This is a genomic window from Microcystis sp. M31BS1, from assembly GCF_020245285.1.
Lineage (GTDB): Bacteria > Cyanobacteriota > Cyanobacteriia > Cyanobacteriales > Microcystaceae > Microcystis > Microcystis panniformis.
Genome location: NZ_JADBVE010000302.1, coordinates 1 through 18,557, shown reverse-complemented (window position 1 = coordinate 18,557; position 18,557 = coordinate 1). Strand labels below are relative to the sequence as shown.

Sequence of the window (18,557 nt, the reverse complement as noted above, 5' to 3'; positions counted from 1 at the left end):
GGGAGCATCTCACCTTTGCAATGAGCATAAATACTTAGTGGAAAAATAGGCTTTTCGAGGGTAATTCTTGTTTTAATTCTCCATGTACGCAGTCTTTAAAAGCCTCTATTTCGTTCCAAGACACGATTAAGAGTGGCTTTTAGGCTAAGTATAATTACTCATCGCGTAAATGAGATGCTCCCACTCTCAAGTCTTTTCTCGCATTTCTTAATAGTTGTCTTAAAGGGTATAGTGTTTAAAACAATTTCTCCTTTGGTAACACAAGCATCATCAAGTTTAGTTTCTGGTGAAATTGTTATCTTTGTTGTCTCGACATTATCAAAATTTGCACTCGTTAAATTCGTATTAGATAAATCTACATCAGTCATTTGACTCTTGATAAATTTTGCACCCTGCATATCAGCACCAGTGAAATAAACATCTGTTAGATTCGCTTCACTAAAATCAGATTCTCGTAGTTGTGAACCCTCAAATAATTTTACTTTTTTAATATTAGAGTTCGTTATGTCCGCTTTATCAATTACTACTCCTAATGGCTTTTTATTCACCGTCTCAACTTGATCAACATCATTTAATACCATACCTTTGAGATTGGCTCCATATAAGTTAATTTCTGGCTGAGGATATGGCTTGTTATTATCAACAGTAATTAATTGCGATTCAGCTAAATAAATGATAACTTTTCCTTTACGTTTGCCATCTAATTGTTCTAAAACAGAGAGAGTTAAAGCTTGAGCGGTCGGTCTAAATTCTGTCAGTAACCTTTCCTCTGAATTTGATTCTTTAGAACCGGGTGTTTGTTTGCTTTTTTTTGTCTCTACAATTAAATCTTGCATTTTGGAAAAATAATCCGTCAAAATCTCCTGATGTTTCTGCTCTTGTGCAATTTGAGAATCTCTAAAGTCGGCTGCAGAATTCAGATAGAAAGCACCCAGAGCTAACATTAGAGGTACTATCAATAATTGTAGCCAATCCCAAAAACTTTTTTTCTGAAAGCCCGACCATTTAAAATTTGCTATCCAGTTCGATACTATCGCTACAATGGCTAGAATAAGTAGGAATAATAATAAGAAAAGTATCCATCTTAGCCAGGGCATATCAGGGACGAACCCATAACCATCATTTATTAGACCAATCGCAACAACTATTAAAAAGGTAAACAAAGACAAGAATATGTACGGCCAATTTTTTCGATTGCCTAAAAAATCTCCAAGTTTGCTATGTTGAAGCTTCGGTGCAAATAGCTTTAAATAATCCTCATAACTTAGGTCGGGGCGAATTAGTTTTGTATCTCCAGAATAGGGATAATCTGGATTGCCTGTCAATATCTGGAAAGCCAATTCCTTACCCGTAATTGTTTTCTGAGATGAGTTTTCTGGTAAATCATCTAACCATCTTAAGGCATATTTAAGTCGTTCTATAACTTCGTCGCTTTCAAAGGGTGATTTAACATCAGGAATAATTCTCAGGTCAAAATCACGAATATCGTGGCTTTTTAGGAGTTGCAGTTCTTGTTTTTCTAGATTTCCCAAACTAAAGAAATGCGTGTCCGATAAGCCAATTCCATAATGCCACGTTTGATATTTTTCTCGCCATTCGACCAGCTTGCCATAATATTCACTTTCCGGTCGCACATTTTCTTCAATGCCGATAATTAAAGAAGCCAACTCTGAAGTTATCATTAGTATAACCCCCTGTTATAGCGGTGTGCAGTCGTATGAGGTACAGTGTCACGAGCTATAAACCATGCTAGGCAAAGCTTGGTTTGTATCTCACTCAAGCGCTTACCGCTATATTTATGTTTTTCTATAAAAAGTTAGAGAGAGTTTGAATATCCGTGAAGACTAGCACTATATACCTATCCCTTAGAATAGCAGAAAGTTCTTAACTAGAGATATTTACTTAATATAATTTTACTTTTCTCGTCCTTAAAAGTTGACTGTTTATCTGATGAGTTTGTTTCTGGATTAAATCAGGTTTATCGCCCAGTTTGGTTGATATTTTTTAAGGATGAACTTGTCTTTTATCTTGATGAAATAATCCAGATTTTACTAGACTTTTCCGACTTCGACTAATTCGAGTAATTGTGCTTCGGTTAGCTGAGTAATGCCCAATTCTAGGGCTTTTTCTAGCTTAGAACCCGCCGCTTCTCCTAGCACTAAATAATCGGTTTTTTTGCTCACAGAACCCGTCACTTTCCCCCCGGCTTTTTCGATTAATTCTTTCGCTTCCTCCCGTTTGAGAGTTGGTAAAGTGCCAGTAATCACAAAGGTTTTCCCTGCTAAAGTCGCTTTCGTGGTGGTGGTTTTTGCTGCTGCGGCAAATTGTAAACCAGCCGCTTGTAATTTAGCGACTAAATCCCGATTAGCGGCGATTTTAAACCAATCATAGACCGATTGAGCGATTTCTTCACCGATACCATAGACAGAAGCTAAATCAGTCACGCTGGCGTTAGCTAACTCCTCCACAGTCCGAAAACTTTCCGCGAGAATTTTGGCGTTAACGCTGCCCACATAGCGAATCCCTAGCCCATAAAGTACCCTCGACCAGCTTTGATTTTTGCTCTGAGCCATAGCTGTAATCAAATTTAAGGCTGATTTATCGCCCATTCGGTCTAATTTGGCAATTTCCGTTTTTTCGAGGCTGTAGAGGTCAGAAATGGTGGTAACTAATCCCTGTTCAATCAGCAAAATCACCACTTTTTCCCCTAATCCCCGAATATCGAGAGCATCGCGACTGGCCCAATGTACTACACTTCCCCGCAAAATCGCCGGACAGGAACTATTGACACAGCGCGTCACCGCTTCCCCCACCGGACGGACTAGGGGAGATTGACATTCAGGGCAATTAGTGGGCATCTGGAAGGGTAAAGTCTGGGGAGGACGCAATTCGGGCAGGATTCTCACCACTTCTGGGATAATTTCCCCCGCTTTGCGGATAATTACCGTGTCACCGATGCGGATATCTAATTCGGCCACTCGATCGCTATTATGTAAAGTAGCCCTTTGTACGGTGGTTCCTGCTACCTGTACCGGTTCCATCACCGCCATGGGTGTAACCGCGCCGGTGCGTCCCACATTGACGATAATATCTTTAACTACTGTGGGGACTTCTTCGGCAGGATATTTTAAAGCGATGGCCCACCGGGGGAATTTTTGGGTGAATCCTAACCGATTTTGTCGCTGTAAATCGTTGATTTTGACTACGACACCATCGGTCATGTAGGCTAATTGATGACGTTTTTCTTGCCAATCTTGATAGTATTGTGCCACTTGTTGCAGGGATGGACAGAGTTGACGGTGGGGATTAACCAGAAATCCCAGGGTTTCTAATCTATCTAAGGATTGCCATTGAGTAGTGATATGGTTATCGTCTAAATGCAGGGTATAGGCAAAAAATTGTAAGCGTCTTTTATCAACTATTTTCGGATCTAATTGTCGTAGGGTTCCGGCTGCTGCATTGCGGGGATTAGCAAAGAGAGATTCCCTTTTTTCTTCTCTTTCTTGATTGATTTTATCAAAGGTATCGAGGGGTAAAAAAGCTTCGCCGCGCACTTCCACAATTGCCGGGGGATTGTCTATATTTAAGCGTAAAGGAATAGAGCGAATTGTCCGCACATTGGGGGTAATATCTTCGCCAGTGACTCCATCCCCTCTGGTAACACCTCTGACTAAAAAGCCGTTTTCGTAGGTTAAAGCTAACGCGGAACCATCGATTTTTAATTCACACACATATTCCGTGTCTTGGGTTTCATTTACATATCTTTGCCAACGGTTGCCCCATTTATTTAATTCTTCGAGGTTAAAGGCATTTTCGAGACTATACAGGGGAATATTATGACGAACAGAAACAAATTGACTAGAGATTTTATCTCCGACTCTTTGGGTGGGACTATCGGGGGTGATTAATTGGGGATAACGCTTTTCTAGGTCTTCTAATTCCCGATAAAGTTGATCATAAACGCTATCGGGTATAAAAGGATCATCAAGAACATAATAAGCATAACTGGCTCTTTGTAGTTCTGTTTTTAGTTGTTGGCAACGTTGTTGGATTTCTAAGGGGATAGTCATAATCGTTAATAATGCTACTGGGCAAAAACCATTTGAGGAGTTAATTGTAAATCGGGAAATGTCACCGATATTATTCTATCTTCTTTGTGAAATTCTGCCAGTTCATAAAATCCCGAAATCAGGGTTAAAACTGATATTTTTAGGGACATAGGATCGATAATCCAGTATTCAGGAATGCCTCTCACTGCGTATTCTGAACGTTTATAACGGTAGTCATCGTCGGCATTATTGGGGCTAACAATTTCTACAACTAATAAGGGAGGAAATTCAATCACTGCTGTGGTCATATTTCTAATCTCTTGACATTGTTCGGCAGTTAAAATCATTAAGTCTGGAATTCTCGATTTAGCTTTATCGGTGCGAATTCCCACCGTAGCAGGCATGACTTTCCAAGTTAGATTTAATCTTTTAATTTCTGCCATTAAATAATCATAAAGAAAGGCAAGAATTAGAGCATGAAAGCCACTAGCGGGAGGCATAGAAATTAATTCTCCGTTAAATAATTCGTATTTATTATCTGTGGAGTCCTGATAATTTAAATATTCTGCAAAGGTATATTTTTTTTGTTGGGTAGCAATCATAAAAGTATCCAGCTAAGATTTTACTGTGCAAAGACCATTTGAGGAGTTAATTTTAAATCGGGAAATGTTACCGATTTTATCCTATCTTCGTTGTTAAATTCTGCCAGTTCATAAAATCCCGAAATCAGGGTTAAAACCGATATTTTTAGAGCCATAGGATCGATAATCCAGTATTCAGGAATGCCTCTCACTGCGTATTCTGAACGCTTATAACGGTAGTCATCATCGGCATTACCCGGGCTAACAATTTCTACAACTAACAGGGGAGGAAATTCAATCACTGCTGTGGTCATATTTCTAATCTCTTGACATTGTTCAGCAGTTAAAATCATTAAGTCTGGAATTCTCGATTTAGCTTTATCGGTGCGAATTCCCACCGTAGCGGGCATAACTTGCCAGTCTAATTGTAGCCTCTCTATTTCCCTTTCTAACACCTTAAATATATATCTAAGTATCAAAGCATGAAAGCCACTAGCGGGCGGCATAGAAATTAATTCTCCGTTAAATAATTCGTACTTATTATCTGTGGAGTCCTGATAATTTAAATATTCCGCAAAGGTATATAATTTTTCTTTGGTAGCAATCATGATAATCTCTAGAAAAAACTTAATTGAATCTCCTTAAGGGGGGTAGGGTTGATTCATGAATCAACCCTACCATGAATCAACCCTACTATGAATCAACCCTACTATGAATCAACCCTACTATGAATCAACCCTACCATGAATCAACCCTAGGGTTAGGGGGAAACTGACAATTTTTAACACCTAGCTTTTTACTCAAGATTCGATATCCTCAACTTTTTTGGGAACTGTTGCAGTTAAAACCTCATTTCCTGTGGCAGTAACTAACACATCATCTTCGATACGGATACCGATACCCCGCCATTTTTCTGGCACTTCCGGCTGTCCTTCAGCAGGTTTAATATCGGGGGCGATATAAATACCGGGTTCCACGGTTAAAACATGACCGGGTTGCAAAGTTTGCCAAGTTTCTTCGTTAACTTTATAACCTCCCGCATCATGGACATCTAATCCTAACCAATGGCCGGTTCTGTGCATATAAAAAGGCTTATATTTTTCCTCTTTAATTATCTCATCAATGTCGCCGACCAATAGCCCTAAATCTACTAATCCCTCCACAATTGTCCTCACGGCTGTGTCATGAAAAAGATTATAAGGATTACCAGTTTTCACCACTTCAATCGCCTTTAATTGAGCTTCCAGAACAATTTCATAGATAATTTTTTGTTCAGGGGTAAATTTACCATTAACGGGAAAAGTGCGGGTAATATCACCGTTATAGTAATTGTAGGCACAACCAGCATCAATTAATAAAAGCTCATTTTCTTGTACTTGGCGATTATTGTTGATATAGTGCAGAATACAGGCATTAGCACCACTAGCGACAATAGAAGGATAAGCAGGACCCATACCCCCTTCTAGGCGAAAAGTATGCTCAATTTCCGCTTGAATTTGATACTCATAGTGACCAACTTTTGTGAATTCTCTGGCGCGATTATGTGCCTGTGCTGAAATAGCGGTTGCTTTGCGAATATTGTCCAATTCGGCCTCGGTTTTCAGCAAGCGCAAAGGATGGAGAATAAAATTAGTATCCTCTAAAGCAGTCGGTCCGGTGCCGCGACGGGGAAAAGTGGCGATTAATTTTTGCCAGTGATTGAGAACATTTGTATTAAAAGTTTTGTCCCGGCCGAGATGATAATAAATTCGTTCGGCTTTTTCGAGATATTGGGGTAATTTTTCCTCCAATTCTTCGATAGAATAGGCCTCATCAGCAGCAAAAATCTCCTTTGCTCCTTCCACACCGTGGAGATAGCCAGTCCAGGTTTCTTTTTCGGGGTCTTTTGGCTGCACGAACAGGATAAACTGATGTTCGGGGTGATGGGGTGCTAAAACCGCCACCGCCTCCGGTTCATTAAATCCTGTCAGGTAAAAAAAGTCACTATCCTGACGATAGGTGTATTCTACGTCATTGTGCATGACCGCCATGGGCGCACTGCGAAAAATTGCGGTTCCATGGCCGATTTTTTCCATTACCTGCTGACGACGCTGCTGAAACTCTCTGCGATCGATGCCCATAGATATTCCTAAAAATGTCACAATAAGTCTTAGAGTCTATTATCGCTAAGTAGGTAGGCGTTAAAAGTTGTCAGATGCCCCCCTTATCAAGGGGGGATTAAGGGGGGACTAAGGGGGGATCGGCACCCCCCTTATCAAGGGGGGCAGGGGGGATCGAACCTAAAATCCATTTTTAATTTAATTATAACCAGCTACTTAATCTTTTTAGTTTATGACCCCTGAAGAACCGGATTTTTCCCAAGATATCATCGAAAGGCGCTCGTTTACCCTAGCAGATTTTATCGCTCAAGAGGGGGCGGATTTCCTCAAAGGGGAATCTCCTGTCCCCAAATTAGTGCAAGTTACCACAGAGATTAAACAATTTATTGCCGCTAATTTAGGTGATTCTTCGGGAGCTTTGCAGATAATTTTACAGCTTATCGTCGATGAAGAATTAACAAAAGTCAGTCAAAATTTAGATAATCCCGTTCAAGCTTTACAGTTAATCCTAGAAGAAATTTTAGACAATCAAGAATTACTCTATGAATTAGTACACCGAGTCGATGTGAAATGGGGACAATTATACGGGGAACGTCCCTATTTTCAAAAACCCCATCAAAAACCTCACCCTGAAGACGAATACACCCACAATTCCGTCAGAGATAAGTTAGTCAGTTTATTAGCCAGATTAGAAGCGAATAAGTAGTAGAGCCTATAGCAGTTATTAGGAGACTCCGAGACAATGCCCTATCAAGACATACCTTATCTTTAGGAAAAACTCTGTATTTTCATTATTTCTTAATAGAGAGACTAACAGGACTGACAAGGATCATCTATCCCTAGACAGACCACCAGGGTGGTCAGAGGTGAAAATAGGTGTAAGATGAAAAAATTCTCCGATCACTGTTGCTCTATCCCCCGCGTGCCTACCTATTCCTACTATACCGCCGATGTTTTTAGCGATCGCATTTTTGGCGGTAATCCCCTGGCGGTTTTTCCGGAAGCGTCTGGATTAACCCGCACCCAGATGCAAAAAATCGCCGCCGAATTTAACTTCTCGGAGACAGTCTTCGTTTTTCCGCCAGAAACGCCCCAAGGCACTAAAAAAGTCCGGATTTTCACCCCCAGTACCGAATTACCCTTTGCTGGTCATCCTACCGTCGGCACAGCCTATATTTTAGCCCTAATCGCTGCTATTTCCCCCCACCAAGAAACCACGATTTATCTAGAGGAAGGAGTCGGTTTAGTACCGGTGAAAATTCTCATGGAGGGGGAAAAACCAGTCTATAGTGAGTTAAAAGTGGCACAATTGCCGGAATTAGTGACGGATAATCATGCTCTCGATGATTTAGCGGCGATTCTTTCCCTCAGCGTTGCCGATTTCCTACCCGGTTATCCCCCCCGCGCCTTTTCCTGCGGTCTCCCTTTTTTATTCATCCCCGTCAAAAATCGAGATGTTTTGGGGAAAATCAGAGTTAATCTAACTCTCTGGTCATCATTATTAGGTCAATCCCCTGCTAACTCCCTTTTTGTCTGCTGTTTTGACCCAGAATCACCCCAATCTCGTATTTATGGCCGAATGTTTGCCCCCGGTTTGGGAGTTATGGAAGATCCCGCCACTGGTTCGGCTGTGGCCGCTTTAGCGGGCTATCTAGGCGGGTTAGAATCTTCTAGGGAAGGGATGAATCAATGGACGATAATCCAAGGAGTGGAAATGGGCAGACCCAGCAGTTTACAATTAAAGTTTCAGAAAAACAACCGGTCAATCACGGAAGTTTCTGTGGGTGGTGCATCAGTTCTAGTCTGCCAAGGCAAGATGATAATTCCCGATGGGGAAACAAAAAGTGATATAAACAGGTCATTGTGATAGCAATCACTGAAGTTAGTAAAAAGGAGATGAACAATCTTAAAACATTAAGACCTGCAAGGAGCAATCTCCGTTTTCTGGGATGGATAAGAATAAATTTGACAGGGTATAGGGAAAAATATAAAATTTCTAGAGGGATAACCAAGAAAAAAAACAGCAGTTATCTTAATGACGAGGCAGTAAGCAAAACGAGGTTATACTTTGTTTTTCTGGGAAACCCTGTCAGAGGCAGTGGAATGTCTATAGTTAAACTCTATTATAATTAATCATTATGATCACCTCTTATCAGGAACTACAAAAAAAACTTAGTTTGTCGTTACACGACTTAAATAATCTTGCCGACAAATTCCGAGAAAGTTATGATATTATAGTATCTTCAAACGAAATCAATGAGAATCACGGTGTCGGGGTTCTTTTAAAGAGAATTTTCCCTGATACCAGTGGGATAGTCTCCTTACGAACCACTAATCTCTACGGAGGAGAGCAAGATTTTGGAGTCCATAATTTTTGTCTGGATGTGCGAGGTTGTTCCTACGGGGAAATTTTATTAAAGATCCAAAATTTATTTGTTCATTTAAAACCGAAAAGAGTCCTAGTAATTCCCTACTTTGTCGAAGATTTTTATGTGGCCATAGCCCTAAAAGCCCTCTTTCAAGTACCCGTTTGTACCTACCTGATGGATGATCAAAACATCTATGTCAGGGCTGTGGCCGATGGGATTGTTAAGCAATTAATCGATAGCAGCGATCTAATTTTAGGCATTTCTCAGCCTCTTTGTCAAGCCTATAGTAAAAAATACGAAAGAAAAATTTGGTTTGTACCGCCCCTAGTAGAAAGTTATTTAATACCCCCAGAAATTACCGTCCCCGATTCTATGGCAAGAGGGATTTTGATCGGTAATATCTGGTCTCAGACTTGGTTAGAAAATCTCAGGCAATTATGTCGAGAATCCCAGATCAAATTAGATTGGTATGGCAATCCTAATCGTCAATGGTTGCAATTCCAAGAAGCAGAGTTAGAACAAGATGGTATCTTTTTTAAAGGTTACTGCAGCCAAGATGCTCTCATCTACTACTTACGTCAAGCCCCTTTTGCAATCGTTCCCACCGCCAGTTCTGAAAACGAGCAAGATCGTCCCGAATTCGCCTGTTTGAGTTTACCTTCCCGCATTCCCTTTATTACCGCCGTTGCTAATACTCCGATCATTATTGTTGGTCGTGAAGATAGTGCCGCCGCTCAGTTCGTCAAAGAATTCGACCTAGGAACTGTCTGTGATTATAAAGCTCAAAGCCTATTAACAGAAATAGAGAAACTGCGAAGAGAAAGCAATCAACTGCGGCTCCGTTATTCCAGTCAAAAATTAGCCAAAAGCTTAAAAGCCGATCATTTTGATGATTGGCTCTGGAGATCGTTAGAACAGGGAAAACCCATCGATAATCGCTTTGAACAATTCGAGAAAAATAGCCTTAAGTGCAGTGTGATCGTCACCGCTAGTGAAGTCAATCAAAGTCACGGGACAGGAGCCTTGGTCAGAAGAATCTTTCCCGATGATAGCGAGATTATTTCCATCCGTTCCGATAATCACTATGGCGGTGAACAACAATTCGGGGTCTTAAGCTTCCATCTTGACCATAAGAAAATGTCGCGACCGGCGATATTTCAATCAATTCTACAAACTCTCGGACACCATCAAGTCCAAAAAGTTTTTTGTGTCCCCTACTATGCCAGCGACATTCTGACATCGATCGCTATTAAGGAATTATTTAATGTTCCCCTTGCCACCTACATCATGGACGATCAGAATATCTGCGTTCAGGAGATATCCGATGATTTGATGAAAGAGTTTTTAAGCAAATGTTCCGTTCGTTTTGCCACCCATCCCGAACTCCGCGACGCTTACGAGAATAAGTACGGCTACAAATTTTGGCTCCTACCAGCGATCGTTCCTCACCGTCTAATTAGTAGTGAAGTTGCCGAAGTTTCTCCCCAACGCTGTCAAGAAAAATGGGGAGCTTTATTAGGGAGCATTTGGAGTCCTCAATGGTTTCAATCTCTTTTAGAGAGTATTCAAGGAGCAGGAATTAAACTAGATTGGTATGGCAATTCTAACTATTATTGGCTTAAAGAATCTGCCGCAGAATTAGAAAAATGGGGACTTTATAGCCAAGGACTTTATCCCGAAGAACAACTAGGACAACAACTACAAGCATATCCCTTTGTTATTGTTCCCACCGGAACCATGGACGAAAGAGATGATCGGACAGAATTATCTCGTCTTAGTTTACCTGGCCGGATTATTTTTAACCTCGCCACCGCTAACACCCCAGTAATTCTTTTAGGCAGTAATAAAACCTCGGCCGCTAACTTTATTAATCGCTTTCAAATTGGTGTGGTTTGTGATTATACGCCTGAAAGTTTGGCAGCAGCCGTGGACCACGTTCTTAACCCCGAAAATCAGCAAAGAATGCGAGAAAATGCCGTTAAGGTAGCGGCAAAATTCTCTGATCAAGATATTAACGATTGGGTGTGGCAGTCCCTAGAAAAAGAACAAGCAGCCGATGACAGATTTGAAGCGATTTTACCTCGATCGCCGATCGATTTAGTTCACTTTATTGAGCCACCCGTCCCCAAAAAGATTTATAAAGACTATATGCCAGTTTATCAAGTCATGCGACGTTTACGAGGGCAAAAATATCAGCCCGATTTTGTGGTTGATGTGGGAGCTTCCCACGGTATTTGGTCTCATACCGCTAGTCAATTATTCCCAGAAGCTCGCTTTATCCTCATCGATCCGCTAATCTCAAAATACGAGCAATCGGCCAGAAATTACTATATCTGTAATATTCCTAAAGCGGAATTACTAGAAATTGCCATCTCTAATCAAGCTGGTCAGTTAAGTTTTCAAGTTTCCCCCGATTTGTACGGTAGTTCCTTACTTACTCCCGCCGATTTTAGAAACTATGAAACGATTACAGTGGCGGTAAAAACCCTCGATCAGGTGGCGACAGATCAGCAAATTTCTGGCAGAGGAATATTAAAATTAGACGTGCAATGTGCCGAGCATATCGTCTTAGAAGGAGCCAAAGAATTTATCGCTCAGGTGGATTTAGTCGTTGCTGAACTCTCCTTTATTCGCTATGATCAGAACGCTCTCGTCTTCAATGAAATGCTTAATCTTTTGGATCAGCTTGGTTTCCGTTATTATGACGAAACCGGCGAATGGAGATCCCCCATTGATGGCACACTCCTCCAAAAGGAAGTGGTTTTTATTCGCCAAGATTTGTTAGTTCCTGAAACTAGCCGCAAAATTGAAAATTCTCCCAGTCAAGCTTAAGACAATTTCCCTAATCACTAGCCAAAATGATCAAACAATTATTAGCCAAAAATAAAATAGTTCAGCGATTTAAAGCAGTCAAAGATTTATTTCTAGAAAAACTTGATTCACTCAGTCATGTCCAACTGGAACAAATCCAAAAACTGGAAAAACTGGAGAAACTGGAGAAACTTAATCAGCTTGATCCCTTAGCTTTTAAGGTTGAGCAACTCAATAACTCCACGGAGCAAATCCGACAAGAAAATACAGAAACCAAGCGAAAGGCTGATTTATTACTGGAAAATCAAGCTTTTTTACTGAAGTTTTCCGTAGATATAATTAAAAATATTCAAGTCTTGACGGAACAACTCCAGACAAATCACAGCCAATCTCAAAAACAGCACGAATTAACTCTCGACACTTTCCAAAAAATAGCCAGCCAATCTCAAAAACAGAACGAATTAACTCTCGACACTTTCCAAAAAATAGCCAGCGATGTGAGATTAGACTCCCAAAAACATAATGATATAATTCTCGATTCTTTCCAGAGAATTTATGAAGCTTACCAACAGCAAAGTGATGCTGTTTTTGGAACCATACAAAAAATACAAGAAAATCTCCATCAAATCAGCGAAGACAACCGCCAAATCTTTGAAGATATTCACTCTCAAAAATATAAAGTCATTACGGATCAACAATATTTTCAAGATTTAGACATCGAATTAATGACTTATTTATATTCCTATCTTCCCCATCGTCTTGCAGTAGATATTGGCGCTAATCGAGGCGATGTTTCTAGTCGTCTCCTACAAGCTGGTTATCAAGTTTATGCCTTTGAACCTTTTCCTGCTGTAATCGATAAGCTCAAAAATCGCCTCGGTGATCATCCTAACTTTCGGCTTTTTCCCTTTGCTCTCGGTTCCGAAAATCAAACCCAAGAACTCCATATAGCAACCGATGAAACCCCAGACAACACCTATCAAGATGCCAGCTTTTATAGCAGTTTAACTAAGCATTCTCTTTCCGAAGGTTTAGTATTTACCGATACTATTCCCGTTACTGTTAAAACCCTAGCTAGTCTCCAGGATGCCGAGGAATTACCTAAAGATATTGGTTTGGTTAAAATTGACACAGAAGGCTTTGATTTAGAAGTAATCAAAGGTATGGGTAACTATCGTTATCCCGTGGTAGTTGCGGAATTTTGGGATAAAAATTTCCCCTTTGGTCGTTCGGGAGCGATGAATCAATTACCAGATTTAGTCAAGGCAATGAAAGAAAGAGATTATCATTGGCATCTAGTTATCTATCGTATTTGGGGCAGTTCCGACGTTAGTTATTACTGTAATTCTGCCTATTCCCTCGATAATTCCTGGGGCAATGTTTTCTTTTTCCAAGATTATCAGGTCTTTCATCAAGCCTTACTTTGGTGTGCTTCCGTTATGCCAGCCACCTACTTTTCAGCTTAAATTGTAATTGGTAGAATTTTAGTTAAAATCTGCTAACAAATTAGAATGGAAAACAGCAATTAAAGAGTAAAATTATGGCAAGTAAATTTCAAGAGTATGTCAGTCAATCAGTTTCGGTTGAGGGATTTTTTATGGAGCAAGCCGCCATAACTTGGGATTGCTTACTAAATTATCAAACCAACCATAATATCAAAGGTAATTTTTTAGAAATAGGAGTGTGGAAAGGAAAATCAGCTATTTTATCTTGTCTTCATGCTAACCCAGAAGAAACCTGTCTATTAGTTGACTTGATTATGTTTGACGAAGCCCAAGAGCTTCTCAAGAATTTACACTCTAACAGTAATTTTTATCGATGTAAATCTCAAAATTTTTGGCAAAATGAAGCTAATCTTCACCAGTTTTTTTCCAGCTGTAGATGGCTCCACATAGATGGTGCCCATTCCGGTTCTGCTTGTTTTAACGATTTACAGATTGCTAACCAGCTTTTGAGTGAGGAGGGAATAATTTGTATTGATGACTTTTTTAATCCCAGTTATCCCCAGGTGACAGCCGCAGTTTTTAACTTTCTCGCTCAATTTCCTTTTTCTCTGAAAATTTTCCTGTGTGGTTTTAATAAAGGTTATTTAGCTCGCCCCTACTACTGCGACAACTATCTTCGTTATTTATTGGAGAATTTTCATAATGATTTATCGATGATAAACTATTCAGAAAAAATCACTCTCTACAAAACCTCTATGCCAGGAGATTTTAACTGCTTTGGTATGCGTGAATATCAAGGCAAAAAAATTGTGGGACTAGATGAAGATGACAGCAAAATCTTCATCTAGAGTTAAGTAGGTAGGCGTTAAAAATTATCAGACACCCCCCTTATCAAGGGTTGATTCATGAATCAACCCTACCATGAATCAACCCTTGGGACTAAGGGGGGATCGAACCTAAAATCCATTTTTAACTTAATTATAACCAGCTACTTAGACTCTATAGATTAATTGCTCAAAAACAATTATTGGTTGGAGACAGAACAGAATTGGGTAGGGATTATGACTCACAACAATAATAGACTTAAAGAGAATTACCAAAAAATGCTTGATGACTTAGATCCTCAAGTCCTCCAGTTGGATCGACAGGTATTTAAACGACTACAAAACCTAGGTTACACCCCGAGGGTGATCTTTGATGTGGGTGCTTCTAATAGTGGCTGGTCCTACTATATCAAACAGGTGCTGCAGGAAGCTGAATTTTATCTCTTTGAACCCCTCATCGACTACAGCAGCGACTATCGGGAATTAATCTCAGAAATTCTGCGAGTCTATCCTTCCTTTCATCTACACAAATACGCCCTAGGTGAAACCTGCGGCGAGGTGACGATGAATGTTTCCACGGACGTGGTGAGCAGTAGCCTCTTGCCAACCGGTGATGATAGTCAGCCCACCACTCCCATCTCGGTGCAAATGTTAACAATTGATGACGCAATTGCCCGACTTGGTTTACCCCATCCCCAAGTGATCAAAATTGATACCCAAGGCTCGGAGTTGTCTATACTTAAAGGGGCCGTTAAAACCCTACCTAAAGTCGATATTCTCTTTCTCGAATGCTGGCTCTATCGGGGCTATGGCAAAAAAACTCCCCTCTTAACCGAAATCGCCGATTGGTTATTATCCTTTAATTTTCGGCTTTGGGATGTGGCCGATGCCTATCGCGATCAAGGGGGAGTGCTAACCACATTAGATTGTATTTTTGTAAATACTCAAGCCGGTATTGCCCCGATTTGGTACTATGAGAACTAGAGTGGCTTGACTTTCCTAACCCGTCTAGTCCTTGCCGTGCGAGGGAAAAGAAGAACAGTCTATTTTCTTCTTAGATATACGATAGACCAAGTACCAAGTTGGAGAGCAAGGGACAGGATTAAACAGTCCTTAGATCACTATTTCGGGAAGGGGAAACTGAGCCATACTTAAGAGGGCTTTTCCTACCCCCAGTTTTTCATGCGGGAAAAACTGGGGGTCAAGCCACCATTCAGACTGTCCAAGGAATAACTTTTTTATGTCCACAGGATTTCTACTTGCCCAAACGGGAAAGACTTGTTATAATTTTATCCGAGTAGCCGTTAGGGTCCCCCGACCTCTGGACGGACTCAAATTATCATAACCGTGAGGAGTTGAGATTAAAAACATGGCAATCAGTCAAGAAGTGTACGCTTCGTTAAATATTCTTTATGCTTCCCAAGCTCCGTCAGCCTCTGACATTAGCTTGTGGCAGACTAACCCTAGCTTGACATCCCTAAGCTGGGAAGAAACGGTTCTTGTTTTCGCCAATTCGGATGCGGCCAAAGAAACCTATCCCCTCTTGGCGGCCCCTGGGGCCGCCACCGATGCTACCAGAAAGCAGTACGTTCTAGAGGTCTTTAACAATGCCTACGGCCTACAAGAAGCCGATTTAGATGCCGCCGAGATTGACTACTGGGTTAACTGGCTCGGTCAAACCAATTCCGACGGTAGTCCCGCCGACAGCGATGGCAACGGCATCCCCAATATTCTGGATTTTCCCATCGTCCTTAACCAGTTCCAGCCCCCTGCAATTCAACAGGCCCTGCTCAACCGGGCAGAAGTAGCTCTTGATTTCGCTGCCCAGTTCCAACTGCAAGGTATTACTAGCTTTACCGAGGAATACTACAACACCTCTTGGAGCATCCTTGAAACCGTCACTGCCTCTGCGGCTAGTGTTACTGCGGCCAAAGACCTTAATATTTTGGCGGCCCAGGCGGCGGCTGGTGTGGGCAACAGTGCCATCCTCACCGCAGGTGTGGACATACTCACCGCCAATAGCTTCCTCGCTCCGACGGTCAATAATTTCGGTGAATTTAACGCCACCTTCAACAGTGGTGACAAGCTCACCGGTTCCGGCACCAACCCCACCCTGACAGTTCTCAACACCGGTGGAGCCACCCTCAATACCGGTCCGGTGCTACCGACGATGAAGGGCATCGAGACCCTCAAAGTGGTTAATACTGACATTGACGTTATGGTACCTGGTGATGCTAACTTATTTGTACTAGGTGCTAATGTTGTTGGGGTTAAAAATGTTGACCTATCAGATAGTACATCTGGCTTGATTCTCAGCAACTTCCAGACGGCGGTAGAAAAAGTCTCGGTCAGTCGTACTGCCATCAATTCTGACGTAGAACTCGGTATCACTATTGCGGGTGCCGCTCTAGCGGGTAGTGAAGATACGGTGGCTGTAACTCTCGATCAGGTGGGTCGCTATAGCCCCGTCACCGGTGCTGCTATCGGGTTCTTAACCTTAGGACTTAACCCAGTATCCGGTGGCAATGGTTACGAAAAAATTTCCATCGCAAGCAAGGGTCTAGCCAACGCTGTGAAGGCACTAACCGCCACTGGCTCGAAGGAAATCACCATCACTGGAGATCAGGATCTCCTCATCGCTGCTGCTCTCCCCAACACCGCCACCAAGCTGGACGCTTCTGCCCTTGAAGGTGATCTGGACGTGACTGCGGGCAACGGCACAGTGGATTTCGTCGGCGGCAAAGGTGATGACACTTTCCGTTTCCTTGCAGGTACCTTCACCGCTACCGATAAAGTGGACGGTGGCGACGGTGCCAACACTTTGGTAGTAGTGGCGGCAGATGCAGAAACCATTATCGCGGCCGATGCCAACATCAAAAATATCCAAAGCCTGACTTTATCTACTGGTGGCACGGCTACCAAGACTCTCCGGGCTGACCTAATCGGTGATAAGATCACCACGGTGACCCTAGCCGCACCGACTTTCGGTGACTACACGATCCGCTTTGCCGCAGGTGCCAACTCGGTTAACGTCTTCGAAGATACACCTTTCTTGGCTACTCTCAACGTAGAAGCCAATGGTGGTGGTAACAACGATTCTTTGACCTTCACCATCGACGGCGATGACCCCGGAACTCCTTTATTAATAGAGAAGGCTAATATTGATGTCGGCAACCTCAACCTGAATAACACCAACACGCCTAACCGCTCGATCGAGCAACTTAAGCTTGTTGTCAATAACTCCGGTGCTGGTACTCATACTATTGGCGCGATAACCCTTCCTCAGGCCGCTGGTGTGGTGGAAACCATCACCATCACTGGTAACTCCAGCCTGACAATCGGTGGTGCAGTGAAAGCCGAGAAACTGGATGCTTCCGGCCTGACGGAGGCAACCGCCGGCACCACTGGTTTAACCATGAGCGCACCATCGGTATCCGATGTGGGAATTAACCTCACCGGCTCCACTTTCGATGATTTTCTGATTGGTAGTGATAAAAATGACTTCATCAGTGGTGGTGCTGGAAAAGACACCATCACCGGTGGTGCTGGTGCTGACCAAATCAAACTAGGGGATGGGTTCGATACGGTTCGCCTCAAAGACGGTACAGCGGGGGCTGTGGGTAAGCTGAATCAGCAGGAGGACTACACCACCGTCACCGATTTCCTCACTGGCGCTACGGCAACCACAACAGACCAGATTCAGGTTTCTGCATTCCTTAATGGTGGTTTCATTTTCGACCAATTTAATGGTGGTATTGTCTTGGCTGGTGATGCTGTGGTTACCAGTGATGTGGCTCAAGGTGCTAGTGTTGACTATTCAACTCTCACTACGAATTTCCTGAGAATTACTGGTAATGGCAATACCGTTGCCGCTAACTCCGCCCAAGCGGGCTTTAATGAGGCCATCGCTGGTGGAGAGGTCACGGTTGCTTTCGCGTTTGATGATTTTCTCACCTCCTACTACGATTCTGCTAACAAACAGATGGTACTTGGTCAGGTTAATGCTGGTGGTGATGCCAAAATTAATACGGGAGATGCTTTCACCGTCATTTCCCGCGTGACCATGACTGCCGCGGATTACAACAACTTCGGCAACGCTCAGTTTGGTACGTTTATCTAATCCTCTGCCCCTCGGCTAGAAAAAACCTCCCCTTATTGGGGGGGGTTTTTGGTTTTTTCCAGTTCCAGGGTTCTACCTTTGCGTCCTGTGAGTAACGCACAGAAAACGGGTTTCTCCGAGAAACCCGTTTTCTACCTTTGCCCCTACTTTTTCAGCTTTTCTGGGGGCAGTAGTAGGGTTAATTCATGAATTAACTCTCATAGTAGGGTTAATTCATGAATTAACCCTACCCTTGATAAGGGGGGTGTCGATCCCCCCT

At 42.2% G+C, this 18,557-nt stretch carries 12 protein-coding genes; 7 read left to right on the top strand and 5 right to left on the bottom strand.

Annotated features, from left to right (window positions below; genetic code table 11):
• Positions 1–158 precede the first annotated feature (158 nt).
• The 5 genes from IM509_RS17425 to IM509_RS17405 form a co-directional block, all read right to left on the bottom strand.
• Positions 159–1,682, bottom strand: coding sequence for a pentapeptide repeat-containing protein (locus tag IM509_RS17425; RefSeq protein WP_185237147.1), 1,524 nt, complete (start codon positions 1,680–1,682; stop codon positions 159–161).
• Between the two features lie 369 nt (positions 1,683–2,051).
• The gene (gene ligA / locus IM509_RS17420) at positions 2,052–4,070 is read right to left on the bottom strand and encodes an NAD-dependent DNA ligase LigA (RefSeq protein ID WP_052276126.1); all 2,019 of its coding nucleotides are present in this window, start codon (positions 4,068–4,070) and stop codon (positions 2,052–2,054) included.
• A gap of 14 nt (positions 4,071–4,084) precedes the next feature.
• Positions 4,085–4,651: a Uma2 family endonuclease gene (locus tag IM509_RS17415; RefSeq protein WP_052276127.1), complete on the bottom strand. Its 567-nt coding sequence runs from the start codon at positions 4,649–4,651 to the stop codon at positions 4,085–4,087.
• Between the two features lie 20 nt (positions 4,652–4,671).
• Positions 4,672–5,238: a Uma2 family endonuclease gene (locus tag IM509_RS17410; protein WP_052276128.1), complete on the bottom strand. Its 567-nt coding sequence runs from the start codon at positions 5,236–5,238 to the stop codon at positions 4,672–4,674.
• A gap of 192 nt (positions 5,239–5,430) precedes the next feature.
• On the bottom strand, positions 5,431–6,750 hold the full coding sequence (locus tag IM509_RS17405) for an aminopeptidase P N-terminal domain-containing protein (RefSeq protein ID WP_185237148.1): 1,320 nt from the start codon (positions 6,748–6,750) through the stop codon (positions 5,431–5,433).
• Between the two features lie 211 nt (positions 6,751–6,961).
• Here IM509_RS17405 and IM509_RS17400 point away from each other — a divergent pair, with 211 nt between their 5' ends.
• The 7 genes from IM509_RS17400 to IM509_RS17370 all read left to right on the top strand — a co-directional run bounded on the left by IM509_RS17400 (position 6,962) and on the right by IM509_RS17370 (position 18,298).
• Positions 6,962–7,435, top strand: coding sequence for a hypothetical protein (locus IM509_RS17400; RefSeq protein WP_052276130.1), 474 nt, complete (start codon positions 6,962–6,964; stop codon positions 7,433–7,435).
• Between the two features lie 216 nt (positions 7,436–7,651).
• A complete protein-coding gene (locus tag IM509_RS17395; protein WP_052278406.1) occupies positions 7,652–8,596 on the top strand; it encodes a PhzF family phenazine biosynthesis protein in 945 nt (314 codons plus the stop codon).
• Positions 8,597–8,867: 271 nt separating this feature from the next.
• Positions 8,868–11,930 carry an FkbM family methyltransferase gene (locus IM509_RS17390; RefSeq protein ID WP_052276131.1) on the top strand — a complete coding sequence of 1,021 codons (3,063 nt, stop codon included), beginning with the start codon at positions 8,868–8,870 and terminating at the stop codon, positions 11,928–11,930.
• A 26-nt stretch (positions 11,931–11,956) separates the two neighbouring features.
• Positions 11,957–13,375, top strand: a complete 1,419-nt coding sequence (locus tag IM509_RS17385) for an FkbM family methyltransferase (RefSeq protein ID WP_052276132.1) — start codon at positions 11,957–11,959, stop codon at positions 13,373–13,375.
• A 74-nt stretch (positions 13,376–13,449) separates the two neighbouring features.
• Positions 13,450–14,202, top strand: coding sequence for a class I SAM-dependent methyltransferase (locus tag IM509_RS17380; RefSeq protein ID WP_002787303.1), 753 nt, complete (start codon positions 13,450–13,452; stop codon positions 14,200–14,202).
• A 213-nt stretch (positions 14,203–14,415) separates the two neighbouring features.
• Entirely contained in the window at positions 14,416–15,162 is a 747-nt protein-coding gene (locus IM509_RS17375) for an FkbM family methyltransferase (RefSeq protein ID WP_052276133.1), read from the top strand.
• 385 nt (positions 15,163–15,547) lie between these two features.
• Positions 15,548–18,298 (top strand): beta strand repeat-containing protein, encoded by a 2,751-nt coding sequence (locus tag IM509_RS17370; RefSeq protein WP_185237149.1) that lies wholly within the window; start codon positions 15,548–15,550, stop codon positions 18,296–18,298.
• The last annotated feature ends 259 nt before the right edge of the window (positions 18,299–18,557 follow it).